Annotated in this window: 28 protein-coding genes; 15 read left to right on the forward strand and 13 right to left on the reverse strand. The window is 71.4% G+C overall.

The features are described 5' to 3' along the window. Positions 1-50: 50 nt before the first annotated feature. Together FS825_RS01395 and FS825_RS01400 are read right to left on the reverse strand one after the other, a co-directional pair. Positions 51-791 (reverse strand): SOS response-associated peptidase, encoded by a 741-nt coding sequence (locus FS825_RS01395; RefSeq protein ID WP_144710157.1) that lies wholly within the window; start codon positions 789-791, stop codon positions 51-53. Positions 792-831: 40 nt separating this feature from the next. Continuing rightward, entirely contained in the window at positions 832-1509 is a 678-nt protein-coding gene (locus FS825_RS01400) for a hypothetical protein (protein WP_144710159.1), read from the reverse strand. A 139-nt stretch (positions 1510-1648) separates the two neighbouring features. Here FS825_RS01400 and FS825_RS01405 point away from each other — a divergent pair, with 139 nt between their 5' ends. Further along, positions 1649-2074, forward strand: a complete 426-nt coding sequence (locus FS825_RS01405) for an organic hydroperoxide resistance protein (protein WP_144710161.1) — start codon at positions 1649-1651, stop codon at positions 2072-2074. Positions 2075-2083: 9 nt separating this feature from the next. Then, a complete protein-coding gene (locus FS825_RS01410; protein WP_144710163.1) occupies positions 2084-2470 on the forward strand; it encodes a YchJ family protein in 387 nt (128 codons plus the stop codon). Here FS825_RS01410 and FS825_RS01415 read toward each other — a convergent pair. Next, entirely contained in the window at positions 2463-3329 is an 867-nt protein-coding gene (locus FS825_RS01415; protein ID WP_144710165.1) for a shikimate dehydrogenase family protein, read from the reverse strand. The genes FS825_RS01410 and FS825_RS01415 overlap by 8 nt on opposite strands. A 58-nt stretch (positions 3330-3387) precedes the next feature. On the opposite strand from FS825_RS01415, the gene FS825_RS01420 reads away from it, so the two are divergent. Continuing rightward, positions 3388-4395 (forward strand): iron-siderophore ABC transporter substrate-binding protein, encoded by a 1008-nt coding sequence (locus tag FS825_RS01420; RefSeq protein ID WP_260980962.1) that lies wholly within the window; start codon positions 3388-3390, stop codon positions 4393-4395. 132 nt (positions 4396-4527) lie between these two features. On the opposite strand, the gene FS825_RS01425 is transcribed toward FS825_RS01420, so the two are convergent. Further along, positions 4528-4932 carry a DUF1304 domain-containing protein gene (locus FS825_RS01425; protein WP_186377013.1) on the reverse strand — a complete coding sequence of 135 codons (405 nt, stop codon included), beginning with the start codon at positions 4930-4932 and terminating at the stop codon, positions 4528-4530. A 135-nt stretch (positions 4933-5067) separates the two neighbouring features. On the opposite strand from FS825_RS01425, the gene FS825_RS01430 reads away from it, so the two are divergent. The 3 genes from FS825_RS01430 (at position 5068) to FS825_RS01440 (ending at position 6930) form a co-directional block, all read left to right on the forward strand. Beyond that, positions 5068-5391 carry a chorismate mutase gene (locus FS825_RS01430; RefSeq protein WP_144710167.1) on the forward strand — a complete coding sequence of 108 codons (324 nt, stop codon included), beginning with the start codon at positions 5068-5070 and terminating at the stop codon, positions 5389-5391. Continuing rightward, complete coding sequence (locus FS825_RS01435; protein ID WP_144710169.1) at positions 5388-6401, forward strand: lactonase family protein; 1014 nt, start codon at positions 5388-5390, stop codon at positions 6399-6401. The genes FS825_RS01430 and FS825_RS01435 overlap by 4 nt, the downstream gene beginning before the upstream one ends. 115 nt (positions 6402-6516) lie before the next feature. Next, on the forward strand, positions 6517-6930 hold the full coding sequence (locus FS825_RS01440) for a GNAT family N-acetyltransferase (protein ID WP_144710171.1): 414 nt from the start codon (positions 6517-6519) through the stop codon (positions 6928-6930). Positions 6931-6951: 21 nt separating this feature from the next. Here FS825_RS01440 and FS825_RS01445 read toward each other — a convergent pair whose 3' ends face one another. The 4 genes from FS825_RS01445 to purS are packed head-to-tail and all read right to left on the reverse strand — an operon-like array spanning position 6952 to position 11257. Further along, entirely contained in the window at positions 6952-7872 is a 921-nt protein-coding gene (locus FS825_RS01445) for a 2-hydroxyacid dehydrogenase (RefSeq protein WP_144710173.1), read from the reverse strand. A gap of 17 nt (positions 7873-7889) precedes the next feature. Next, positions 7890-10271 (reverse strand): phosphoribosylformylglycinamidine synthase subunit PurL, encoded by a 2382-nt coding sequence (gene purL / locus FS825_RS01450; RefSeq protein WP_144710175.1) that lies wholly within the window; start codon positions 10269-10271, stop codon positions 7890-7892. Positions 10272-10304: 33 nt separating this feature from the next. Next, a complete protein-coding gene (purQ, locus tag FS825_RS01455) occupies positions 10305-11000 on the reverse strand; it encodes a phosphoribosylformylglycinamidine synthase subunit PurQ (RefSeq protein WP_144711209.1) in 696 nt (231 codons plus the stop codon). 5 nt (positions 11001-11005) lie between these two features. Continuing rightward, on the reverse strand, positions 11006-11257 hold the full coding sequence (gene purS / locus FS825_RS01460; protein ID WP_144710177.1) for a phosphoribosylformylglycinamidine synthase subunit PurS: 252 nt from the start codon (positions 11255-11257) through the stop codon (positions 11006-11008). A gap of 146 nt (positions 11258-11403) precedes the next feature. Here purS and FS825_RS01465 point away from each other — a divergent pair, with 146 nt between their 5' ends. Continuing rightward, positions 11404-12012, forward strand: a complete 609-nt coding sequence (locus FS825_RS01465; RefSeq protein WP_144710179.1) for a PadR family transcriptional regulator — start codon at positions 11404-11406, stop codon at positions 12010-12012. Next, positions 12009-13655: a DHA2 family efflux MFS transporter permease subunit gene (locus tag FS825_RS01470; RefSeq protein ID WP_144710181.1), complete on the forward strand. Its 1647-nt coding sequence runs from the start codon at positions 12009-12011 to the stop codon at positions 13653-13655. The genes FS825_RS01465 and FS825_RS01470 overlap by 4 nt, the downstream gene beginning before the upstream one ends. Before the next feature lie 279 nt (positions 13656-13934). Here the strand turns inward: FS825_RS01470 and FS825_RS01475 are convergent, their stop codons facing one another. After that, the gene (locus tag FS825_RS01475; RefSeq protein WP_144710183.1) at positions 13935-14846 is read right to left on the reverse strand and encodes a cytochrome c oxidase assembly protein; all 912 of its coding nucleotides are present in this window, start codon (positions 14844-14846) and stop codon (positions 13935-13937) included. A gap of 49 nt (positions 14847-14895) precedes the next feature. After that, positions 14896-16203, reverse strand: a complete 1308-nt coding sequence (locus FS825_RS01480; protein ID WP_144710185.1) for an acyltransferase family protein — start codon at positions 16201-16203, stop codon at positions 14896-14898. Positions 16204-16371: 168 nt separating this feature from the next. Here FS825_RS01480 and FS825_RS01485 point away from each other — a divergent pair, with 168 nt between their 5' ends. After that, positions 16372-16830, forward strand: a complete 459-nt coding sequence (locus FS825_RS01485) for a Fur family transcriptional regulator (protein WP_144710187.1) — start codon at positions 16372-16374, stop codon at positions 16828-16830. 93 nt (positions 16831-16923) lie between these two features. Then, the gene (locus FS825_RS01490) at positions 16924-18450 is read left to right on the forward strand and encodes a catalase (RefSeq protein ID WP_144710189.1); all 1527 of its coding nucleotides are present in this window, start codon (positions 16924-16926) and stop codon (positions 18448-18450) included. An 83-nt stretch (positions 18451-18533) separates the two neighbouring features. Here the strand turns inward: FS825_RS01490 and FS825_RS01495 are convergent, their stop codons facing one another. After that, positions 18534-19100 carry a GNAT family N-acetyltransferase gene (locus tag FS825_RS01495; RefSeq protein ID WP_186377014.1) on the reverse strand — a complete coding sequence of 189 codons (567 nt, stop codon included), beginning with the start codon at positions 19098-19100 and terminating at the stop codon, positions 18534-18536. A 106-nt stretch (positions 19101-19206) separates the two neighbouring features. Here FS825_RS01495 and FS825_RS01500 point away from each other — a divergent pair, with 106 nt between their 5' ends. From FS825_RS01500 to FS825_RS01520, 5 genes are all read left to right on the forward strand, one after another. Further along, positions 19207-19488 (forward strand): hypothetical protein, encoded by a 282-nt coding sequence (locus FS825_RS01500; protein ID WP_144710193.1) that lies wholly within the window; start codon positions 19207-19209, stop codon positions 19486-19488. Between the two features lie 74 nt (positions 19489-19562). Further along, a complete protein-coding gene (locus tag FS825_RS01505; protein ID WP_144710195.1) occupies positions 19563-20114 on the forward strand; it encodes a hypothetical protein in 552 nt (183 codons plus the stop codon). A gap of 74 nt (positions 20115-20188) precedes the next feature. Continuing rightward, positions 20189-21157 (forward strand): hypothetical protein, encoded by a 969-nt coding sequence (locus tag FS825_RS01510; RefSeq protein WP_144710197.1) that lies wholly within the window; start codon positions 20189-20191, stop codon positions 21155-21157. Further along, entirely contained in the window at positions 21154-21750 is a 597-nt protein-coding gene (locus FS825_RS01515; RefSeq protein ID WP_222126870.1) for an ABC transporter ATP-binding protein, read from the forward strand. The genes FS825_RS01510 and FS825_RS01515 overlap by 4 nt, the downstream gene beginning before the upstream one ends. An 11-nt stretch (positions 21751-21761) precedes the next feature. Beyond that, positions 21762-22838, forward strand: a complete 1077-nt coding sequence (locus FS825_RS01520; protein ID WP_144710201.1) for a hypothetical protein — start codon at positions 21762-21764, stop codon at positions 22836-22838. A gap of 71 nt (positions 22839-22909) precedes the next feature. Here FS825_RS01520 and FS825_RS01525 read toward each other — a convergent pair whose 3' ends face one another. Next, positions 22910-23797, reverse strand: coding sequence for a VOC family protein (locus FS825_RS01525; protein ID WP_144710203.1), 888 nt, complete (start codon positions 23795-23797; stop codon positions 22910-22912). A gap of 54 nt (positions 23798-23851) precedes the next feature. Beyond that, on the reverse strand, positions 23852-24631 hold the full coding sequence (locus tag FS825_RS18530) for an SDR family oxidoreductase (protein WP_186377015.1): 780 nt from the start codon (positions 24629-24631) through the stop codon (positions 23852-23854). Positions 24632-24643 lie beyond the last annotated feature (12 nt).

The raw sequence follows: 24643 nt of genomic DNA on the forward strand, positions 1-24643 counted from the left end.
GGATCACCTCAGCCGATCGGCTGACGTGATCCGCGCCTCCCGTCAGCCGTCTACGCGACCGGCTCGATGAGCTGCGGCCCGTCGTTCTTGACGCTGTTCACCGCGCGGGAGACCTCGTACTGCTCGAGGCCCGCGGCGACGGTCAGCGACTCGTGGTCGAGCAGGGCGAGCAGGTCGTCCGTGCCGAGGCTGCCGGGGCCGCTTGCCAGCCAGTCGTCGTAGCCGTCCGGCGTGAGGAAGGCGGGCATCCGGTCGTGCACCTCACCGGGGGCGACGTGCGCGTCACGGGTGATGATCGCCAGCGACAGCCGCCACTTGTCGGGGTCGCCGTCGGGCTTGGTCGGGTCCGGCCAGGCGCTCACGACGCCGGCCATCGCGAGTGCACCGTCGGGTTCGTGGACGAAGTGGGGTTCCTTGCCGTCGGGGCGGACGACCCACTCGTAGTACCCCTGCGCCGGGATGATGCACCGGTTCGTGGCGAACGCCCGCTTGAACATGCCGCTCGTCGCGACGGTCTCGATGCGGGCGTTGATCGGCTTCGGGCGCTGCTTCTGGAAGTCCTTCGCCCAGCTCGGCACGAAGCCCCAGCTGATCTGGGGGAGTTCCCGGTCGCCGTGGCGCTGCCGGACGGCGTACACCGGGTCGGTCGGCGCGACGTTCCAGCTCGGGACGAGTCCGGTGCCGACGACGCCGGTATCGGCATCGACATGCTCGGTCCGGCCGGCGAGCTCACCGATGAGCTCCGGCAGGAGATCGGCCGTGGTGTCGGAGACGACGAACCTTCCACACATGCGCCCAGTGTGCCCGTCGCCACCGACAGGCGCCCGGGCCTCACTCCCCGGGCAGCCGGATCTTCGAGCCGAGCGGGTCGCGCCGCCTCCGGTCGGCCGACGGAGCGCCGCCGTCCGGGAACGGCGGCACGGCGAGGGCGGCGAGCCGGGCGCGTTCGGCGCGGCCGAGCTGGACCACCATGCCGGGCACGGAGACCACGTACGCGAACATCCAGACGAACGCGAAGCCGTGGTGGCCGCCGAACAGGAGCGCCGCGGTCGCGAGTAGCGCCATTCCGAGCCAGACCGGACCGAACCGTGCGATCCGCCGGACCAGCGCACGCTGCACCAACGGGACGTCGGTGAGTACAGCCTCCCGGTCGGCACTCGTGACGGTGGGCTCGCGCCGCCCGAAGTACTGCTGTACGGAATCCCGCGCGGCGAGGCGTTCGTCGGGCCGCACCTGTCGGCCGTTGATCGTCGCCGCAGGGTCGGGTGCGGAGGCGATGGGGAAGCACGCGAACAGGACGAGCCCCACCGCGGTGCCGATGAGGGCGATCACGACGACGGGTCGCACGGTGGTGTGACCGGCCCACCCGAACGCGACCTGCAGGACGACGAGCCCGGCCAGCGCCACCACGGCGACGATCGCGGAGATCCAGACGGCACGGCGCACCCGCGCAGCATCGAGCGCGTCGCCGGACCGCGTCCGGAACACCTGCCACCCGAGCCTGAACACGAGGTTCCTTCTACTCGTCGGTTCTGGGAGCGGTACGCACCGGGGGACACGCCCGACGCACGGCGCAGGCCCCGCCACTGCGGCCCGAGTCCGTGCGGCGGCCCAGCAACCGTCCAGGAACACACGATCCGCTCGACCCATGAGCCTCGACATCGTCTACACCGCAGCCGCCCACGCCACCGGAGGCGGCCGCGACGGGCACGTGCGCAGCGAGGACGACCGCCTCGACCTCGACACCCGACCGCCGAAGGAGATGGGCGGCAGCGGCGAGGGCACCAACCCGGAGCAGCTCTTCGCCGCCGGCTACGCGGCCTGCTTCCTCGGCGCCCTGCACGCCGCCGGCAAGGAGCTCGACGTCGACACCTCCGGCGCCGAGGTCTCGGCCGAGGTCGGCATCGGAAGCACCGGGAACGGCGGCTTCGGCCTCGCGGTCGAGCTCGACGTCTACACGCCCGGCATCCCCACCGAGCAGCGTCGACGCGTCGCCGAGCGTGCCCACGAGATCTGCCCGTACTCGAACGCCACCCGCGGCAACATCACGGTCACGCTGTCCATCGTCGACTAGCGTTCCGGGGTGGTCACCGACGAGTCGCGCTGCCCCTGCCTGAGCGGGAACCCCTACGGCGAGTGCTGCGGGCCGCTGCACGCGGGCGCTGCTGCGCCGACGGCCGAGCGGCTCATGCGCTCCCGGTTCACGGCGTTCGCACTCGGCCTGCCCGAGTACCTGCTGCTGACGTGGCACCAGACGACGCGACCGGCGACGCTCGAGTTGGACCCGGAGCAGCGCTGGACACGGTTGGACATCCTGTCGACGCGTTCTGGAGGCCCGTTCGACTCCCGGGGCACGGTCGCCTTCCGCGCGTGGTGGCGTTCCGACAGCGAGCGCGGCACGCTCGAGGAGACGAGCGAGTTCGTCCGCGAGGGCGGACGCTGGTTCTACGTGGACGGCGTCGTCAGCTGACGATGACCTCGGGCAGGCCGACGGAGGCGCGCATCGCCCGTCGCACGTCGCCCTCCGCGGGCAGCAGCTCGTCGTCGTCCCCGCTGAGGAAGAACCGGATCTGCCCGATCGCCTGCTCGGTGAGCATGTCGAGGCCGTTGAGCACGCGCCCGCCGGCGTCCGCCCACCGCGACGCGACGGCGGTCGGCCACGGCTCGTAGGCGACGTCGAACAGCACGGCGTCCGGCCCGGACGGCACGAGGTCGAGGTCGTCCGCCGCGCCACCGGGCAGGGTCGAGACGACGAACCCGTGGTGCGTGCCGGCGAGCTCGGTGAGCGGGAGCACCTCGAGCGAGACGCCGAGGCGCACGGCCAGGTCCACCAGCGGTCCGGTCTTCGCGGTGTCCCGGACGAACACCCGAACGAGCGAGGCCCCGAGCCGGACTGCGGCGGTGAGTGCGCTGACGGCGGTCGCTCCGCCGCCGAGGATCGTCGCTTCGCCGGGCAGGTGCCCGAGCGCTTCGACCGGACGCACGAGCCCCTCGACGTCGGTGTTCGCGCCGAACCGCAGGACCGTGTCGCCCGAGGTCCGGAACGCGATGGTGTTGGCGACGCCGAGTTCGTCCACGAGCGCGGTGGTCCGGTCCAGCATGGGGAGGACTTCGCGCTTGAGGGGCATGGTGAGGCTGAGGCCGCGCCACTCCGGACCCAGCCCCGCGACGAACGCGTCCAGTCCGCCGGACGCGACGTCGTGCCTCCCGTACGTGAACGGCACCCCGAGCACGTCGTACGCCGCTGCGTGCAGCGTGGGGGAGAGGGAGTGCGCGATGGGGGAGCCGAGCACCGCGAGCCGGGTGCGGGCGGGGTCGGAGTACGCCACGGTCAGTCAGTCTATCCAGGCGTGATCTGTACCCGGTCCTTAGGTTAGGCTTACCTACGTGATCCGCTCTTCTTCTCGACTCCGCCGCGTGCTGACCGCCGCCGGCGCCGTCGTCGCAGCTTCCCTCGTCCTCGCCGGGTGCGCCTCCGGTTCCGGCTCCCCGTCGTCCTCGTCGTCGGCCGGTTCGTCGGACGGCGCGTTCCCCGTGTCCATCACGACCGCGCTCGGCACCACGACGATCAAGTCCGCGCCGAAGCGCGTCGTCGCGCTCGGCTGGGGCGACGCCGAGACGGCGCTCGAACTCGGCGTGCAGCCCGTCGGCGCGAGCGACTGGCTCGCCTTCGGTGGCGACGGTGTCGGGCCGTGGTTGAAGGGCGCGTACAAGAAGTCGCCGAAGATCATCCAGACGCTCGAGCCGAGCTACGAGGACATCCTCAAGCTCAAGCCGGACGTGATCCTCGACGTCAAGTCCTCCGGCGACAAGGACCGGTACGCCAAGCTCTCCGCGATCGCGCCGACCGTGGCGATCCCGAAGGGCGGGGAGAACTACCTCGCCTCGACCACGCAGCAGACCACGATGATCGCGAAGGCCCTGGGCAAGGAGGCCGAGGGCAAGAAGCTGCTCTCCGGCCTCGACGACGCCTACGCCGCCGCGCGCAAGGCGCACCCGGAGTTCGAGGGCAAGTCCGCCGTCGTCGGCGCGTACACCTCCGACGGGTTCGGTGCGTACGCCTCCACCGACAGCCGTTCGACGTTCATGCGGAACCTCGGGTTCACCATCCCGAAGGCCATCGACGAGCAGGCTGGCAAGGCGTTCTCGGTGCACCTCTCGGACGAGAACCTCGACCTGCTCAACGCCGACCTGACGCTGATCCTGCCGATCTACGTCGATGCGTCGAAGGCCGAGGCGGACCCGCTGTTCCAGAAGGTGCCGTCGGTCGAGGCCGGGCACGCGATCGTGTTCGACGACCCCGATGTGTCGTCGGCGTTCTCGATGGGGACGACCGCGGCGATCGAGTGGGCGCTCAAGCGGCTGCCGGACGAGTTCGCCGCGAAGCTCGGCTGACGCCGCGGCCGGCGGCCCCACCTCGCGAAAGCGACAGCTTGCCGCGGAACGTTCGCGGCAAGCTGTCGCTCTGACGGACAGGAGGCGCGGTGCCAGCTGGCACCGCGCCTCCCGTCCGTCCCGCGGTGGGGGTCAGACGCCGAACGTGGAACCGAGGAACGCGAACAGCAGGGCGATCAGCGGGAACGAACCCTGCACGAACGCGGAGTTGAGGTAGCGACGGCCCGTCCCCACGAGGACGACCGCGGCACCGAGCATCGACGCCGTCGAGAAGACCACGAGGGTCCAACCGCTCGCCGTGTTGCCCGCGAGGACCAGCACGACACCGAGCAGCGCCCCGATCGCGAGGAACAGGTTGTAGAAGCCCTGGTTGAACGCGAGCGAGCGGGTCGCCTGCGCCTCGGTCTCGGACGCGATGCCGAAGATCCGTCGCACCCGGGGACTCGTCCAGGCGACGGACTCGAGGAAGAAGATGTACACGTGCACGAGGCCCGCGAGGACCGCAAACACGCTCGAGATCACGAGCAGGACCGACATGACCTCCATTCTCGCAGTTCCGAAGGGGTGCTCAGGTTCCGCTCAGGTTCGGGGTACGCCCCGGGCTGACGGACGGGCCGTGCGACGGGACGTAACCGACACCGGTCGGCCAGCCTCGGCCGTTAGGCTCGGGGCATGAGCGACGACGACACCACGCCCGAGTACGACGAGGCAGCGGTCGCCGAACTCCGCAGCATCCGGCAGAGCATCGACAACATCGACGCCGCCGTGATCCACATGCTCGCCGAGCGCTTCAAGTACACGCAGCGAGTCGGTTACCTCAAGGCCGGCGCGGGCATGCCGGCAGCGGACCCCGGTCGCGAGCAGGTCCAGGTCGCCCGGCTCCGGTCGCTCGCCGCCGAGTCCCACCTCGACCCGGCCTTCGCCGAGAAGTTCCTGAACTTCATCGTCGCCGAGGTCATCCACCACCACGAGCAGATCGCCGGCGGCGACGAGTGACCGGCACGCGCGCGAACCTGCCCGACCTGCTGATCGGCTCGTACACCGCCACCGGGGGCGGGAACGCCACCGGCATCTCGTTCGTCGCGGCCGGTCCGGTCGACGGCCCGGCCGACGTCCGCACCGTGGCGGTCATCGACGACCCGTCGTTCCTCGCCGTGGCGGGCGACCGCGTCTACGCCGTGTCCGAGACGGTCGACGGCAGCGTCTCGGCGTTCCGGCGCGACGGCTCGGCCCTCGAGCACCTCTGGGACGCTCCGACGGGCGGCGACGCCCCCTGTCACGTGCGGGTCGACCCGTCCGGTGCGCTCGTCGTCACGAACTACACCTCCGGCACCGTCACGGCGATCTCGCTGGACCCCTCGAGTCCCGCGCTGGTGACCGAGGTCCTGCCCGATGCCACCGGACCGGTGGAGGACCGCCAGGAAGGCCCGCACGCCCACCAATCCGTCGCCACTCCGGACGGCACCGTGCTCGTGGCCGACCTCGGCGGCGACGCACTCCACGAGTTCCGCATCACGAACGACCCGACGATCGAACCGGTGCGGGTGCACCACGTGGCGCCCGGGGTCGGCCCGAGGCACCTCGCCTGGCACGACGGGGACCTCTTCGTCGCCGGTGAGCTCGACGGGCACGTGCACCGGCTCCGTCGCGACGATTCCGGGTCGTTCCGGACGATCGTCTCCACGCCGACCTTCACGGGCTCCTCGGCCGCGGACTCGCTCCTCAGTCACCTCGAGGTCGACGACGCCGGGCGGGTGTACGTCGCCGTGCGGGGGCGCGACGTCGTGGTGGTGCTGGACGCTGCCGACGGTGGGCTCTCCCTCGTCGGGTCGGTGCCGTCCGGTGGGGTCTGGCCGCGACACTTCGCGCGGGTGCCCGGGTACGTCCTCGTGGCGAACCAGATGTCGGACGCCGTCGCCGTGCTGCCCGTGGGGGAGGACGGCCTCCCCGGCGAAGCCGTCGCCCAGATCGCGGTCGGGACGCCGACCTGCGTCGTGCCGGTCTGACCGTCTCCGTCTGACGGTCACGGCTGGTCGTCGGGCTGGTCGGCGCGTTGGTCGTCGCGCTGTTCGTCACTCTGGAGGCGCGGCATCCGTCGGCGGCTCCGACCAGACTGAGCGCATGGACACGTCCTACACCCTCGTCTCCGGTCCGCCACCACTCGCGGACTACCTCCGGCTGCGCCGGGACTCCGGCCTGACGCCGAAGAACGCGGAGCAGGGGGCCGGCGCGATCGCGGGGAGCTGGTCCGCCTGCCACGTCGTCGACGCCGAGGGGACGCCGGTCGCGATGGGCCGCACCATCGGTGACGGCGGGTGGTACTTCCACATCGCGGACATCGCCACCGACCCGGCGCACCAGCGTCGCGGTATCGGGCGGCAGATCGTGGAGTGGCTCGTCGCCGACGTCCGCTCCCGTGCGCCGAAGGGAGCGTACGTCTCGCTCGTCGGCGACCCGCCCGGTCAGCGCCTCTACCGGGACCTCGGGTTCGACGACGTCGCACCCGGCCTGGGCATGGCGCTGGTCACCGACTGAGCCGGCGACCGGTCGCGCGGGTCAGGAGTCGATGACGTTCTCGAACGCCCGGCCCTCGGCCAACGCGGCCACCTGGCGTCGCATGAGCTCGATCGAGCGCGGCACGCTGAGGTCGGTGTTCCCGCCCACGTGCGGCGTGAGGACCGTGTTCGGCGTCGTCCACAGCGGGTGCCCTGCGGGGAGCGGCTCGGGGTCCGTGACGTCGAGCGCCGCCGAGAGCCGGCCGGACTGCAGCTCGGCGACCAGCGCGTCGGTGTCGACGACCTTGCCGCGCGCGACGTTCACCACGAGGGCGCCGTCGGGGAGGGCCGCGAGCAGCTCGGCGTCCACCAGCCGCTCAGTCTCGTCGGTCAGCGGAGCGATGAGCACGAGCACGTCGGTCTCGGCCGCGAGCGACGGCAGGTCACCGAAGGCGTGCACCTGCCGGCCGTCCTGCTCGCGGGCGGTCCGTGCCACGACGGTGACGGCGGTGCGGAACGCCTCGAACCGCGTCGCGATCGCTGACCCGATCGCCCCGTAGGCGACCACGGTCACGCGGCGGTCGGCCAGGGACCGCGTGGTCCGGGCGTCCCAGACGCCGTTCGCCCGGTCGGCCTGGAACGCGCCGAGCTCACGCAGCGACGTCAGCGCGAGTCCGACCGCGAGCTCGGCCGTCTCGTCGTCGTGGATGCCACGGCCGTTCGCCAGCTGCGCGTGCCCGGGCACGTGCGGCACCGCGTGCTCGTACCCGGCGCTCGGGAGCTGCAGGAGCTGCAGGTTCGGGAGCTCGTGCACGTACTGCCAGCGGTGCCGTCCGCCGAAGTAGAACGGCAGGAAGGCGATGGCGACGTCGTCGGGCCGGGCGTACGGTCCTTCGACGTCCCACACGTCGAGCTCGACGCCGTCCGGCACGGGGCCGAACCGGTCGACGAGCTCGGCGAAGGGCAGCGTGACGATCGGCATGCTCCTGGCGCCCCGTCTCAGCTGTCGGTGCGCGGCGAGAACGAGCCGTGGTCGTCGAGCGGCCCGCGCCCGACGTAGCCCTCGGTCACGTCGGCCACGATGACGTCCCCGAAGCGGCCCGGCAGCGTCGCGTCGTGCGTGCCGCGGAGCTCGTCGATCGTCGCCTCGAACGCGCCCTGGACCTCCAGCGAGCCGCTTGTGGCGTCCGTGACACCGATGCGGAGCACCGGGAAGCCACGGCCGTCGCAGAGGCCTTGGAAGCGCACGTCGTCCTCGCGCCGGACGGTCACGATGACACGGCCCGTCGACTCCGAGAACAGCGCGGTCGCCGTGTCGACGCCGTCGCGTTCCTCGAGCTCGTCGAGCACCACGCGGGCACCGAGGCCGAAGCGCAGGACCGACTCGGCGAGGGACTGGCCGAGGCCGCCGTCCGCCAAGTCGTGCGCGCTCGTGAGGAGCTGCTCGCCCGCCGCGGCGTGGAGGAGGTCCGCGAGGGCCTTCTCACGCTCGAGGTCGACCGCCGGCGGACGCCCGCCGAGGTGCCCGTGCACGGTGCCGGCCCAGGCGGAGCCGTCCAGCTCGAGCGACGTCGTGCCGAGCAGGTAGATGTTGTGGCCGTCGTCCTGCCAGCCCGAGGGCACGCGCAGGGCGACGTCGTCGATCACACCGAGGACGCCGACGACCGGGGTCGGGTGGATCGGCGTGGTGCCGGTCTGATTGTAGAACGAGACGTTGCCGCCGGTGACCGGGATCCCGAGCTCCATGCAGCCGTCGGCCAGGCCTTCGACCGCCTCGGAGAACTGCCACATGACCTCGGGGTTCTCGGGGGAGCCGAAGTTCAGGCAGTCCGTCACGGCCGCGGGGACGGCACCGGTGACGGCGACGTTGCGGTACGCCTCGGCGAGGGCCAGGCGCGCGCCCTGCTTCGGGTCGAGGTAGCAGTAGCGGCCGTTCGCGTCGGTGGCGATCGTGACGCCGAGCCCGGTCTCCTCGTCGACGCGGATCATGCCGCCGTCGTCGGGGAAGGACAGCGCGGTGTTGCCGAGCACGTAGGTGTCGTACTGGTTCGTCACCCAGTTCTTCGACGCGAGGTTCGGGGAGCCGAGCAGCTGCAGGAACTGGGCCTTCAGCGCGGGGCCGTCCGCCGGACGGTCGAGCGACGCGGCGGAGTCGGCCTGCAGCGCGTCGATCCAGGTCGGGTACGCGACGGGACGGTCGTAGACGGGGCCGTCGACGGCGACCGTGCGCGGGTCGACGTTGACGATCTCCTGGCCCTGCCAGTCGATGACGAGCCGGCCGGTGCCGGTGACCTCGCCGAGGACGCTGGTCTCGACCTCCCACTTGCCGACCACCGCGAGGAAGTCGTCGAGCTTCTCGGGGCGGACGACCGCCATCATGCGCTCCTGGCTCTCCGACATGAGGATCTCCTCCGCCGTGAGCGTGGGGTCGCGGAGGAGGACGTCGTCGAGCGAGATGTGCATGCCGCCGTCGCCGTTGCTCGCCAGCTCGGAGGTCGCGCAGGAGATGCCCGCGGCACCGAGGTCCTGGATGCCCTCGACCAGTTCCTTCTGGAAGAGCTCGAGGCAGCACTCGATGAGGACCTTCTCGGCGAACGGGTCGCCCACCTGGACCGCCGGGCGCTTGGTCGGGCCGCCTTCGGTGAAGGTGTCGGACGCCAGGATCGACGCGCCGCCGATGCCGTCGCCACCCGTGCGGGCACCGAAGAGCACGACCTTGTTGCCGGCGCCGGAGGCGTTCGCGAGGTGGAGGTCCTCGTGGCGGAGGACGCCGACCGCGAGCGCGTTCACCAGCGGGTTGCCCTGGTACACCGGGTCGAAGTAGGTCTCGCCGCCGATGTTCGGCAGGCCGAGGCAGTTGCCGTAGAACGAGATGCCACCGACGACACCGTGCACGACGCGCTGGGTGTCCTCGTGGTCGATCGCACCGAAGCGGAGCTGGTCCATCACGGCGACCGGACGGGCACCCATCGAGATGATGTCGCGGACGATGCCGCCGACACCGGTCGCGGCGCCCTGGTACGGCTCGACGTAGGACGGGTGGTTGTGCGACTCGACCTTGAAGGTCACCGCCCAGCCGTTGCCGACGTCGACGACACCGGCGTTCTCGCCCATGCCGACCATGAGGTTCTTGGTCATCTCCGGCGTGACCTTCTTGCCGAACTGCCGGAGGTAGTTCTTCGAGGACTTGTAGGAGCAGTGCTCCGACCACATCACGGAGTACATCGCCAGCTCGCCCGAGGTGGGGCGGCGGCCGAGGATCTCACGGATCTTGGCGTACTCGTCCGCCTTCAGCCCGAGCGCCTCGTACGGCTGTTCCTTGTCGGGGGTCGCAGCGGCGTTCTGCACGGTGTCGGGCTTCGGGCGCACGGTTGTCGTCACGGTGGTGTTGGTCCCTGTTCCTGGAGTCGCTGGTCACTTGACGAGCGTCGACTCGATCACGGAGGTGAAGAAGGTGAGGCCGTCCGTGCCGGAGGCCATCGCAGCGGCGGTGTCCGGGCCGAACCCGGGCTCCGTCGCGTGCTCGGGGTGCGGCATCAGGCCGACGACGTTGCCGCGCTCGTTGGAGACGCCGGCGATGTCGTCGATCGAGCCGTTCGGGTTCACGCCGACGTAGCGGAACACGACCTGGCCGTTGTCCTCGATGCGCTTGATCTCGTCGGCGTCCGCGACGAAGCGGCCGTCGGCGTTCTTGAGCGGGATCGTGATCTCCTGCTCGGCCGTGAAGCCCGAGGTCCACGCTGTGTTCGTCGTCTCGACGCGGAGCTTCTGGTCGCGCCGGATGAACTGCTGGTGGGCGTTCCGGGTGTGCGCGCCGGGGACCAGGCGGGCTTCCGCGAGCATCTGGAAGCCGTTGCAGATGCCGAGCACGGGCATGCCCTTGTCGGCGGCGTCGATGACCTCTGCCATGATCGGCGCCTTCGCGGCGATCGCACCGGCGCGGAGGTAGTCGCCGTAGGAGAACCCGCCGGGCAGCACGATGGCGTCGACGCCCTGCAGGTCGTGGTCGCCGTGCCAGAGCGCGACGGGGTCGGCACCGGCGAGGCGGACCGCGCGCTGGGCGTCGCGGTCGTCGAGCGAGCCGGGGAAGGTGATGACGCCGATGCGCATCGAGGTCACGCGTCCTGCACCGTGACGGACACGACGTCCTCGATCACGGCGTTGGAGAAGACGTCCACCGCGATCTCGCGGACCTCGGCCAGGGTGGCGTCGTCGACCGGGCCGTCGACGGCCACTTCGAAGCGCTTGCCGATGCGGACGTTGGTCAGGTCGGCCTTGCCGAGACGGGCGAGGGCGTTGCCCACCGCCTTGCCCTGGGGGTCGAGGATCTCGGCCTTCGGCATGACCTCGACGACGATCGTTGGCACGTGTTCACTCCAGCACTTCGGGGATGGGTGGGACGCCGTCCAGTCTAAGCGGCGCGCCGGGCGCGCCGGACCGCTTGTGGAGAAGTCCTCCAAGGCGTATATTCCAAGCCGAATAGTCGACACGGAACACCGGACAGGAGGCGCGGATGACGTCGCTCACACCGCTCGCGTTCGCCGCGCTCGGGCTCCTCGCCGAGAGCCCGATGCACCCGTACGAGATGTACCAACTGATGCTCCAGCGTCGGGAGGACCAGAACGTCAAGGTCCGCCCGGGCACGCTGTACCACCAGATCGGACGCCTCGTCGAGCTCGGCCACGTCGAACCCGTCGGCACCGAACGGGCCGGCAACCGACCCGAGCGCACCACGTACGCGATCACCGACCGCGGGCGCCAGGCCCTCGAGGACGGGCTCCGGCACATGGTCGCCGAGCCCGCCGACGAGTACCCGCAGTTCCACCTCGCGGTGTCCCACGTCGACAACCTGAGCGCCGAGGACGCCGTCCTGGCACTCCGAGCGCGCCGCGACGCGCTCCGCACCCGACGTGCGGAGTACGACCAGGCCGCCACGGGCCTCCAGGCCAAGGGCTTGGCGGACCGCTACTGGCTGGACGTGTCGTACGTCCGTGCCATGCTCACCGCGCAGATCGAGTGGCTCACCGCCACGGCCGACCGGATCGCCACCGGCGACGTCCCGTGGGACGGCCCCGCCCTCTCCGCAGACCCCACCGAGAACAGCAAGGACACCCCCCGATGACCTCCGTGTCACCCACCACCGAGAAGAAGCCGTGGCCCGCACTCTGGGCACTCGTCGTCGGCTTCTTCATGATCCTCGTCGACTCGACCATCGTGTCCGTCGCGACCCCCACCATCGCGGAGAAGCTCGACGCCGACATCAACGCGGTCATCTGGGTGACGAGCGCCTACCTCCTCGCCTACGCCGTGCCGCTCCTCATCACCGGTCGACTCGGTGACCGCTTCGGCCCGAAGGTGCTGTACCAGACCGGCCTCGTGGTGTTCACGCTGTCGAGCCTCTGGTGCGGGCTGTCCGGGTCGATCGAGATGCTCATCGTCGCCCGCGTCGTGCAGGGCCTCGGGGCCGCCATGATGACGCCGCAGACGATGTCCGTCATCACCCGGATGTTCCCGCCGCAGAACCGTGGCGCGGCCATGGGTCTCTGGGGTGCCACGGCCGGCATCGCCTCGCTCGTCGGACCGATCGCGGGCGGCCTGCTCGTCGACGGCTTCGGCTGGGAGTGGATCTTCTTCGTGAACGTCCCCGTCGGCGTGGTCGCCTTCGTCCTCGCGCAGCGCCTCGTGCCGACGTTCGAGAAGCACCAGCACCGGTTCGACTACTTGGGCATCGTGCTCTCGGCGGTGGGGATGTTCCTGCTCGTCTTCGGCATCCAGGAAGGCGAGACGTACGACTGGGGCACCATCACCGGTCCGATCTCGGTCTGGGCGCTCATCATCGCCGGCATCGTGGTGCTCGCCGCGTTCGTGGTGTGGCAGGGCGTGCAGAAGACCGAGCCGCTGCTGCCGCTCGGCCTCTTCAAGGACCGCAACTTCACGCTCGCGAACATCGCGATCACGGCGGTCGGCGTCGCGATCTCCTCGTTCGCGCTCCCGCTCATGCTCTGGGCGCAGGACGTGAAGGACTTCTCGCCGACCCAGGCGGCGCTGCTCCTCGTGCCGATGGCCGTCATCTCCGCGGCCCTCGCACCGCTCGTCGGCAAGAACCTGCAGCGGTGGAACCCGCGCTGGGTCGCCGCGTTCGGGCTCGCCTGCTTCTCGGGCGGTCTGTTCTGGTTCGCCGGGCTCGTCGCCGGGAACGCCGGGTGGCAGCTCATCCTGCTGCCGAGCGCGCTGCTCGGCATCGCGAACGCCTGCATGTGGGGGCCGCTGTCGGTCTCGGCGACGCGGAACCTCTCGCCGCGCCTGGCGGGTGCCGGCTCCGGCGTGTACAACACCACGCGGCAGATCGGTGCCGTGCTCGGTTCGGCCGGCATCGCCGCGCTGATCGAGGCGCGCATCACCGCGAACTTCCCGGCACAGTCCGGCGGAGCTGCCGCCGGCGGTGCGGAACAGCAGGTCGGCACGCTCCCCGCGATCCTGCTCGACCCGTTCTCGAAGGCCATGGGTCAGTCGCTCGTCCTGCCCGCCGTCGTGCTCCTCGTCGCGATCGTCGCGGCGCTGTTCCTGGCGAAGCCGAAGCAGACCGTGGCCTGGCAGCAGACCGGGGCCGTCGCGACCGAGCCCGCGGTCGGCGAGACCCCGGCGGAGCACCTCGGTGCACACGCCGCCGCTCCGGCTCCGGCTCCGGCCACGCCCTCGACCGAGGACGAGGACGAGGACGAGCTCGCCACGGTCGACCACCACGGGCGGCACGCGGGCGCGTAGCCCCGACACGACGAGCCCCGCGCTGCCCAGGTAGCGCGGGGCTCGTCCGCGTCCGGGCACGCCCGCTGGTGCGTCGTCATCGTTCGACATCCCACGCGTCGAACGACGGGTCCGATGTCGGATCATGCACGGGAGCGCCGATGCGTGGTCATCGTTCGACAACACGCGCGTCGAACGACGGGTGCCGTGTCGAACAACGCGTGGGGAGCGCCCTGCGCCGCCGCCCGCCGCCGCGCCCCGCCGCCCGCCGCCGCCGCGCCGCCGCCGCCCGCCGCGCGCCTACCCGCGGCGCTGCAGGTGCGCGCGGGTGAGCTCCGCCATCTCCTCGTCGGAGAGGGCGTCGACGGTGCGGGCCTCCCGCCGGTCCGTCCGCTGCCACCGGATGAACAGCGAGATGAGCACGGGCACGTCCGCGACCTCGGCGATGAACCAGAGCAGGTCCCCCGCGAGGTGCTGGTCCCGCAGCGGGGACGGGAACCACGGCTGCCCGACCGCCTGCACGAGCGACCCGTCCAGCACGTGGTTCGACACCCGCAGCACGATGCCCGGGATCGCATCAGCGAGGAGCTCGACGAACGCGAGCAGGAACTCGACGGTGACGAACGTCGACGAGCGCAGGATGCCCGGCTCGGACAGCGGCGTCAGGAGCGTGAAGCCGAGCAGCGGCACGAGGGCGGTGATCGCCGTCGCCCAGACCGGGGACTCCCGGATCGTCGCCGAGAGGGGCGTCAGCAGCACGCAGAACAGCGCGAGGGCGACCAGGGGCGAGACGATGGCGTTGCCGAGGAAGCGGGCTGGACGTGAGGCGAGCATCGCGGAGGCGGTCTGTGCGAGGCGGGCCGGGCCTCCCGTCCGGAGCAACGAGACGGGCGCGGCGAACGCGGCGAAGGTGGGGACCGCGAAGAAGAGCAGGGCCAACCGCAGCACGAACGCCCAGCGGAGGTCCTGGTCGTGGATCCCGACGATGCCGAACTGCAGGATGCCGAACAGGACGAGTGCGGCGAGGAACGCGAGGCTGCGCCACCAGGGCCAGCGGTTACCCCGGCGGGCGGCGCCGACGATCCACCAGCCGTAGGTCACCGCGGCGACGGTGATGAGGACGGCTGCCAGCGGGTCGAACCGCCACGTGCTCCAGAACTCGGGTGTCGACGGCGTGGGGTGCCTCCTGCTGGTCGTCCTGCCGACGACCATCCTCCGCCCGCGGCACGGCCAGCAGTGGCCCGCTCCGGTGAGAACCGGTTCAGATCCGGGCGACGCCCCTCGCCGGGACCGTTCTGGTGAGGAGCCGGACACCGACCGGGACCAGGACCGCTCCGAGCAGCGCGACACCGAACGACAGGTGGAGCTGCATGACCACGAACGCGGGCCCGACGGTGCACAGGGCGGCGACGGCGAGCACCGGCCACGCGGGGCGATCCGTACCGGGGAGCAGACGGGGGAGCGGGCGGTCGAACCGGCGGAGCCCGCGAGCGACCCCGAGTGCGACAGCCAGCAGGACCACGAGCGCGATCGAGCGGGTGGCCCACCACGTGCCGGACCCCGGTGTCGGGAACGGGACGCCGACGAGCAGTGCGACGCCGTTCAGGGCGATGAAGAGCGGCAGGTGCCAGAGGTAGATCGTCATGCCGTCGCGGCCGAGCATGAAGACCGTGCCCAAGGCCGCCCGTGTCCGCATGAGCCGCGTGAGGGGTGCGTGCACGACCTGGACCAGGCACGCCTGGCTGATCGCGAGGACCGCGAGCGGGAGCATCGGCGGGTTGAGGTCCTGCAGCAGGTCCGGTGCCCAGAGCCCGATCGACGTCATCGGCACGAGGAGCGCGTAGCCGACCGCTGCGACCACGACGAGGAGCACCTTCGACCGGCGGGCGAACCACCCGTCCGCCCAGAGGAACCCGAGCTGCTGCGCGAACAGCCACACCGGGCCGAGGTTGAGGAGTCCGACCTCGGCGACCCCGGTCGCGAACCGGAGCGCGTCCACGGCCGCGGCGAGGAGCAGCAGCACGCCGAGCGTCCGCCACGGAGCCCGCTCGTGCAGGCGCATCATGGCCGGCACGCAGCACTGGGTGATCCCGTACGCGGCCAGGAACCACAGCGGCGAGCCGATGCCGAACGCCACCTCGGCGAGGAGCTCCGGCGGCGTGCCGAGGGCCGTCGCGACCCCGAGCCCGACAGCGAGCACGGCGAACAGGGGGATCGCCGGCCGGAACAGCCGCACGAGCCGGGTCGCGACGAAGTCCCGCGCGTCGCCGCCCCGCGCGCGGGTGCTCCGCCAGCCGACCGCGCTCGCGAAGCCCCCGACGACGAAGAACAGCGGCATCACCTGGCCGATCCACGTCGCGGCGACGTACCGGGGGAGCTCTTGGAGGGGGCTCGTGACCGCGAGGCCATCCGCCCCGGCCGACACGCCGACCATCGTGATGTGCACGAAGACGACGAGGACGACGCAGGCCGTCCGGATGAGGTCGACGACCAGGTCCCGCTTCGCGATGATCCCCCGGACGTCCTGAGCGCTGTTCGCCTGCACCGGCAGGCCCTGCTGCATGGACATGACCGGACGCTAGCGCGGGATCGGCCGCTCCCAGGGGCGTCCCAGCGGATCGCGACCGGATCGTGACACCTCGTATTCCGGAAGCGGAATACGGTCCTCGTTCGCCACCGACGACTCCTGGTGTACAGTGAACTCGTTGTCTTGATCTCTGCAAAAGAAAGGCTCAGCATGGACGTCGACGCCGATCTGCTCCGCGCTTCGGGCCTCCGGGTCACGACGCCGCGGCTGGCCGTGCTCCGCGCCACCGAGACGATGCCGCACGCGACCGCGGACGACATCGTCACCGCGCTCACCGCCGAACTCCCGACGACGAGTCACCAGGCGGTGTACGGCGTCCTCGCGGCACTGACCGGCGTCGGACTCGTGCGCCGGATCGAGCCGGCCGGCAGCCCCGCGCGGTACGAGCGGCGGACCGGCGACAACCACCACCACATCGTCTGCACCATGTGCGGCGCGATCGAGGACGTCGACTGCGCCGTGGGCCACTCGCCCTGCCTGACGCCGTCCGAGACGCACGGCTTCGCGGTCACCACCGCCGAGGTCACGTACTGGGGCATCTGCGAGCGCTGCGCCGCAGCCGAGCGCGACGGCGACGACGAGACCGCACCCAGCACCAGCGCGAGCTGACGTGCGTGGGCCGAGCCGCGCCTCCAGGCCGCATCCCGAGCCACACGAGCAACCCGACCACCCCTGACCGAACCAACCCCTCCAGGAGGATCCGTGTCCGACCAGAACACGACCGGCCAGCCGGCCGGCACCCCCACCACGACCACCAACAGCGGGGCCCCGGTCTCCAGTGACCAGCACTCCATGGGTGTCGGCGCGGACGGCCCCCTCGCCCTCCACGACCACTACCTGGTCGAGAAGCTCGCCCAGTTCAACCGCGAGCGCGTCCCGGAGCGGGTCGTGCACGCCAAGGGCGGCGGCGCCTTCGGCACCTTCACCGTCACGCAGGACATCAGCCGCTACACCCGCGCCGCGTTCCTGCAGCCGGGCAAGCAGACCGAGATGCTCGCCCGCTTCTCGTCCGTCGCCGGCGAGCAGGGCTCGCCCGACACCTGGCGCGACCCCCGCGGCTTCGCGCTGAAGTTCTACACCGAAGAGGGCAACTACGACCTCGTCGGCAACAACACCCCGGTGTTCTTCATCCGCGACGGCATCAAGTTCCCGGACTTCATCCGGTCGCAGAAGCGCCTGCCGGGCTCCCACCTCCGCAACCACGACATGCAGTGGGACTTCTGGACCCTGTCGCCCGAGTCGGCGCACCAGGTCACGTGGCTCATGGGCGACCGCGGCCTGCCGTCCTCGTGGCGGCACATGGACGGCTTCAGCTCGCACACCTACCAGTGGATCAACGCCGAGGGCGAGCGCTTCTGGGTGAAGTACCACTTCCTCACCGAGCAGGGCCACGCCACGCTCACGCAGGAGGACGCCGACCGCATCGCCGGCGAGGACGCGGACTTCCACATCCGCGACCTGTACGAAGCCATCGAGCGGGGCGACAACCCGCGCTGGACCCTCAAGGTGCAGGTCATGCCCTACGAGGACGCCGCCGAGTACCGCTTCAACCCGTTCGACCTGACGAAGGTGTGGCCGCACGCGGACTACCCCCTCATCGAGGTCGGCACGATGGAGCTCAACCGCAACCCGGAGAACTACTTCGCCCAGATCGAGCAGGCGACGTTCGCACCGTCGAACTTCGTCCCCGGCATCGCGGCGAGCCCGGACAAGATGCTCCTCGCGCGCATCTTCAGCTACGCGGACGCCCAGCGTTACCGCGTCGGCACGAACCACGCGCAGCTGCCGGTGAACGCCCCGAAGAACGAGGTGCACTCGTACTCGAAGGACGGCGCGATGCGCTTCGACTTCCAGAAGGCCGAGGCGCCGGTGTACGCGCCGAACACCCAGGGTGGTGCGCACGCCTCGGCGGGTGCATCGGACGACGCCCCCGGCTGGGAGTCGGACGGCGTGCTGCAGCGCTCCGCCGCGACGCTCCACCCCGAGGACGACGACTTCGGTCAGGCGGGAACGCTCTACCGCGAGGTCCTCGACGACGCCGCTCGCGAGCGTCTGGTCGGCAACATCGCCGGGCACGTCTCGAAGGTGACGCGCGACGACCTGCGCGAGCGGGTGTTCGCCTACTGGACGAACGTCGACCCCGACCTCGGTGCGCGGGTGCGCGCGGCCGTCGTGCCGAGCGCGCCGGGTTCCAACGAGGACCCGGAGAAGGTGGCCGTCGAGGCGTGAGTCCCAGGCCCTGACGGGAGGCGCGGTGCGAGTCGGACTCGCACCGCGCCTCCCGTCTGTGGTCGCGGCTCGGGCGTGGCGGCCTAGACCTGCTGGCCGTTGAGGAGGATCGGGCCGCTCGGCCAGTCCTCCAGCCGCCCCTCGACCGGGAGCACCATCCAGCCGCCCTGCTCGGTCTCCGAGATGCCGGCGCCGTCCGCGGTGAACGCCGAGAAGGTGCCCACGGCGCCGTCGATTTCGTGCCAGCCCATGCGTGCGTAGAACGGGATGCGGTTCTCCCCGGCCCCGAGGAACCCGTACGGCACCCGGAGCCCCTCGAGCACCGCGTGGGTGCGGGTCATCAGCTCGCGGCCGACCCCGGTTCCCTGCAGTCGAGGCGACACGGCGACGATGCCGGTGTCGCCGACGAGCACGTCCTCGCCGCCGACCGCGATGAACATCCGGCGGATGCCGACGTGGGCGAGCACGACGCCGTCCCCGCTCCGACCGATCACGCGCCGCTCGGGCTGCATGCCCGCGTAGTCGCGGCCGCCCACGTACCAGTGCGACCAGTCGGGGAAGGCCTGCCCGAGCAGTGCTGCGATCGCTTCGTGGTCGGCGAGCGACAGGGCGCTCTCCTCGACCACCTCCCACCGGATGTCTTCAGTCACCAGGCCATCCTGCCGGAACTCTCCTCGGCGGGTTGCACCGACCAACTGAACGGTAATACGTTAACGGCGGCGCCGGGGTGGCGTCGTGAAACAAGGGGAGTGATCGATGTCGATCAAGAACGTTCTGCTGGGAGCCGCTGTGCTCGGGACCGTCGTGGCTGGAGGGGTCGCGGTGGACGTCGCGAGTGCGCCGGAGGCGAAGGCTGCCTGTTACGGGTCCGTCACGTTGATGAAGGGCAAGAACAACACGTGCTCGAACGGCGCTCGCCACTGGAACGCCATCAAGAACGCTCCGAGCAAGTACGGGGACTGGGTCGGACGAGGAAAGGTCTCGTCGCAGAAACTGTGCTGGGCGAACGTCGTCTCGTACGGCATGACGGCGCGCTGAATGCGACGAACGAACGGCAGCCGCGACGCGTTCCGTGTCGCGGCTGCCGCGTTCCTGCTCGTACCGCTCGCGGGGTGTTCCTCGACACCGCCGCAACCGTCCGGGACGACCCCTTCCGACGTGACGCTCGAGTCAGCCGGACCCTGGACCGACGAGTTCCGGGCTGCACTCGACGACGGAGTGTCCCGTTCGAAGAACGCATCCTCGCGGACGGTTCCGTGACGCCGGAGGAGGTCGAAGCCGCACACGACCGTGTTCGTCGGTGCCTGGCCGACTCTGGTCTGGGAATCAACTACGACCCCGACGGGGGTTTCGAGTTGCAGTCGTTGGACGGCAAGTACCCGGACGGCTTCTTCGAGCGATCGGACCCGATCCTGCGCTCGTGCGAGAAACGGGCGGACGAGTACGTCACGTACCTGTTCGAGGAGACTCGCCGGAACCCCGAGCGACGGGACGACGCTGAGATCACCGTGCCGTGTCTGCAGGCTGCTGGCTTGGTCGGGAAGGACTACTCCGAGCAGCAGTGGCGCGATGACTACGACGCGGACACCTTGCCGTTCGATTCGACGAGCGATGAGGCGGTGCAGTGCCGACTCGACCCGCTCGGGCTCTGGCGGAGGCCGTGATCCGCTGGCCTTCGGGCACACTCCTCGGACTCGGAGCGATGGTCGTCGCGGCGGGGACGGCTGTAGTGCTGGTCGTGACGCTGCCCGTCGATGCACCGGCTGCGCTGCAGACCGCCACGCCGGCGACGACGGTGCGCGTGACGGAACGCACGGACGCGGACGAACGGCAGGTCCAGCTCACGCTCGACACCGGTGCGCCGCGGGCCGTCGTGACCACTCGAACGGGCACCGTGACCTCGTCCGCGTGCTCGACCGGCGCACCGCTCCGGAACGGCGACGTCATCGCCCGGATCGACGGTGCGCCGGTGATCGCGCTCGCGACGGACGTCCCGCTCTGGCGTGACCTCACGCTGGACGACCGCGGCGACGACGTCCGCGGCCTGCAGAGCGCCCTCGCCGCCTCGGGCATCGAGATCGGCGTCGACGGCGTGCTCGGCAAGCACACCATCCGCGCTGCCCAGCAGTTCCTCGTCGACCGGGGCGTGCTGCGCACGGACCTCCCGGACGGCGTCGTCCCGCGGGCAGCGGTCAGCTGGGTCCCTGCAGCCGAGAACACGGTCCGATCCTGCACCGCGGTCGTCGGCGCTCCCGTGGGAGCCGACGGTGTGCTCGCCGAACTCCCCGCCGAGCTCCGCGGAGCGCGCATCGAGTCCGTGCCGCTCGACCCGGTACCCGGCGATCGGGTGCTGCAGGTCGGGGGCTCGGCGGCGGCGATCGGTGCCGACAGCGTGGTCTCGTCGCCTGAAGCGCTCGCGAAGCTCGCCGCGCTCCCCGAGTACGCGGCAGCGGTGGCGTCGGCCGATGGTGTGCCGACCCTGCCGGCGACGTGGTCGCTCGCGCGGCCCCGCACGGTGCAAGTCCTGCCCCCGACGGCGCTCTTCGCCATCGAGGGGGAGCGAGCCTGCGTGCAGCCGTGGAAAGGCAAGGCAGTCGCTGTCGAGGTCCTGGGGTCGGAGCTGGGCCAGGCCTTCGTGCGTGCGCTCGACGGCCGCCCCCTCGATCGCGTCCGAGCTGTTCCCGAGCGGAGACGCTCGTGCCGGTGACCCTCGACGGTGTCGGGCACGGCTGGACGGTCGGGACGCACTTGTTCCGTGGCGTTGACCGGACCTTCGAGGAGGGCACGGTCACGGCTCTCGTCGGACCGAGCGGATCCGGAAAGTCGACGTTGCTGGCGATCTTGGCGGGCATGGTCCGACCGACCCACGGCACTGTGCACCGCCCGGATCGCTGTCGTCCGCTGTGGGTGTTCCAGAACCCGCACGGAGTGGCTCGACGTCGGGTGCTCGACCACGTCGCCACGCCGTTCGTCGCCCGGGGGGACGACCGTCGGAGCGCCGACGTCCGGTCCCTCGCGGTGCTCGAACGGTTCGGCCTCGGGCACCGCGCTCATGCTCGGTTCGCCGAGCTCTCCGGCGGTGAGGCGCAACGGCTGATGCTCGCGCGCGGGATCGCGAGCGCTCCCGGCCTCATGCTCGTCGACGAACCGACCGCTCAGCTCGACCGCGCGACTGCCGACGACGTGAACCGGGCGATCGGGGCGCTCGCCGATTCGGGTACCGTGGTCGTCGTCGCCACGCACGACGACGACACCCGTGCTGCGTGCGACGCGGTGCTGGATCTCGGTCAGTACCGGTGACCGGGGGACCGATGCGACCGCGCGAGGTCGTCCGTGAGGCCTGGCGTGACCTCACCTCGGGCGCGGCGTGGGCGTTGACCTCGGCAGTCGTCCTGGCCGTGCTCCTCGCCGCGGTCGTGGGGCTCCGCGCCGCGGCGTCGGCGGCCGACGTGCGGTCGGCTGCCGCGTACGTCACGAGTGGGGCCGCCACGATGGTGCAGCGCGCCGAGGGCCGGGTCGACGGGCGGGTCTGCGACGGGTTCGCCGACTCCGAGGGTGTCCTGGCGTCCGGCGCACTCCGACGGGTCGATCAGGGTGCCATCCCGGCGGTACAGCCCGGGTCCACTGTCCCGACCTACGAAGTGACCCGGGGAGTGGCTCGCGTGCTCGGCGCGACGGGCTCGGCGGGGACGGCCGGGGTCGTCATCTCGCCGGGCGTGCGCGACGCGCTGGGGCTGGTGGCTGGCGATCACATCGTGATGGCCGACCGGACGTCCGTACCGGTCACGGGCGTCTACGCGTACCCGGACGACGGGCGCGACCCGGACCTCGAGTACGCACTCCTCGCACCGACCCTCGACGATGGGCACCCCTTCGACGCCTGCTGGGTGACGGTCTGGCCGCAGCGGGACGACACGGTGACGATGCTCCGTCGGACCGTGCTGCCGACCACCGGTGCGGAGGGCGAAGCCCGTCCGACCATCGGGCAGCTGAACCCGCGGCTCGGTGCGTCGTTCGTCCCGAGGGCGGACGTCCCGGACTCCGTGCCACTCGGGGCGGCGGGTGCAGCGGGTGTCGTCGTGGGGGCGGCGGCGGTCCTGCGTCGCCGGCTGGCGCTCGCGTCGGACCTGCACGTCGGGGTGCCCAGGAGCGCCCAGGTGCTCGGCGTCGCGCTGCAGCACGTGGTCTGGGCGGCTGCGGCGTCGGTCGTGGCCGTCGGCGTCGCGGTCGTGGTGGTGCGGGGGCTCCCGGCGGAGGACGCGGTACCGATCGTCCGTTCGGCCGCCGGGGTGGCTGTCGTCGGTCTCGTCGGGGCGCTGGCGGGCGGGGTGCTCGCGGCGTCGAGCATCCGAGAGCGTGCGCTCCACCGGTACTTCCGCGCGCGCTGAGCGCCCGCCGCCCCGCGCTGACGCCCCGCCGCCCCGGCCCGTCCCGCCAACCGCGGCGGGGCTGCCCCACGTCAGCCCCGCGCGGGCGCCGTCACCTCGATCCGGTTCGCCCACGGGTCCTCGAACGCGACGGTCCGGCCGTCGTCGGCGGTCTGCACCCCGGTGTCCCGCATCCGCGACACCAGCGCCCCGAGGTCGTCCTCGCCGGGGACCTCGATCCGCACGAGCCCGAGCCCGAGCGCCTGCTGCCGGCGTCCGGCCCCGCGCGAGTTCCACGTGTTCATCGCCATGTGGTGGTGGTACCCGCCGGCGCTGACGAACAGCGCCTGGTCGCCCATCGCCGCGGTGGTGCTGAAGCCGAGCTGGTCGACGTAGAACGAGCGAGCCGAGGCCACGTCGCCGACGGACAGGTGCACGTGCCCGACCCGACCAGGGCGCCCGGACGCAGCGGTCAGTGCGGACTCGGTCAGGTGTGCGCGGAGGAACTCGTTCGGGTCGATGAAGATCGTCGCCATGTCGACCTGGCCGTGCGTCCACGACCACTCGGTGCGGTCCCGGTCCCAGTACAGCTCGACGCCGTTGCCCTCGGGGTCGGTGCAGTAGAAGGCGTTGCTGACGAGGTGGTCGGCGCTGCCGGTGAAGGTGTTCGGGTACTTCGTCGCGACCGAGTAGAGGGCCGCGGCGAGGTCGGCCTGCGTGTCGAACAGGATCGCGGTGTGGAAGAGCCCGGCTTCGTGCGGGCCGGCGTGCCGCATCGCCGGGGCGTGCTCCAGGATCACGATCGGGACGGCGCCCCCGGACGGAGCGGGCCGGCCGAGCACGGCGACGCCGCCCTCGTTGGAGAACACCGCCAGACCGACGCCGTCGCGGTAGTAGCCGATCATCCGGTCGAGGTCGGCGACGCGGAGGGTGACGGCACCCATCCCGGTGTCCGCGGCGAGGAGGTCCTGCGTGTGCATGGAACCAGTCTCCGCCCATTTGGTTGACGCGTCAACCAAATCCGGGTGACGGCCTCAGCGCGCGCTGAACCCGCCGTCCGACTTCAGCAGCTGCCCGTTCACCCACCCGCCGTCCGGCCCGCAGAGGAACCCGACGAGCGCCGCGGTGTCGCTCGGCATCGACGGTCGGCCCCCGGGGGTCTGGTCGACGGCGGCCTGCCGGATCTCCTCGGTCATCCACCCGGTGTCGTTCGGCCCCGGGTTGACGAGGTTCGCGCTGACGCGCACGTCCGCGAGCTCCCGCGCGGCCCCGATGACCAGCCGGTCGAGCGCACCCTTGCTCGTGCCGTAGGGAAGGTTGAACGCGACGTGGTCGCTGGTCAGCGCGATCACCCGTCGTCGGTCGAGCGGGGCCCGCGCACCGGCACGCAACCGGGCCGCGTACGCCTGCACGAGCAAGAACGGTGCCCGGACGTTCACGGCCATGTGCCGGTCGAACGACTCGAGGGTGGTCGTCGCGAAGTCCGAGTCCACCGACTCGCAGTGCGACATCACGATCGCCGTGACCGGCGCGCCCGCCTCGGTCTCGGCGCGGCCGACGAGTGCGGCCGCCTGCTCCGGGTCCGCCAGGTCTGCCTGGAGGCGCGACACGCGTGCACCCGCCCGCTCGCACTCGGCGACGACGGAGTCGATCCCGTCCGCATCGGCGGCTCCGTGCACGCGGGCGTCGTACGGGCTCCACCACGAGATGGCGAGGTCCCAGCCGTCGGTCGCCAGACGCGCCGCGATGGCGGCGCCGATCCCGGCGCGTCGACCGACACCGGTCACCAGGGCGAGGGGTCGTGCGGACGTCATCCGTGCCTCCAG

The organism is Curtobacterium pusillum (assembly GCF_007680845.1).
GTDB classification, from domain to species: domain Bacteria; phylum Actinomycetota; class Actinomycetes; order Actinomycetales; family Microbacteriaceae; genus Curtobacterium; species Curtobacterium pusillum_B.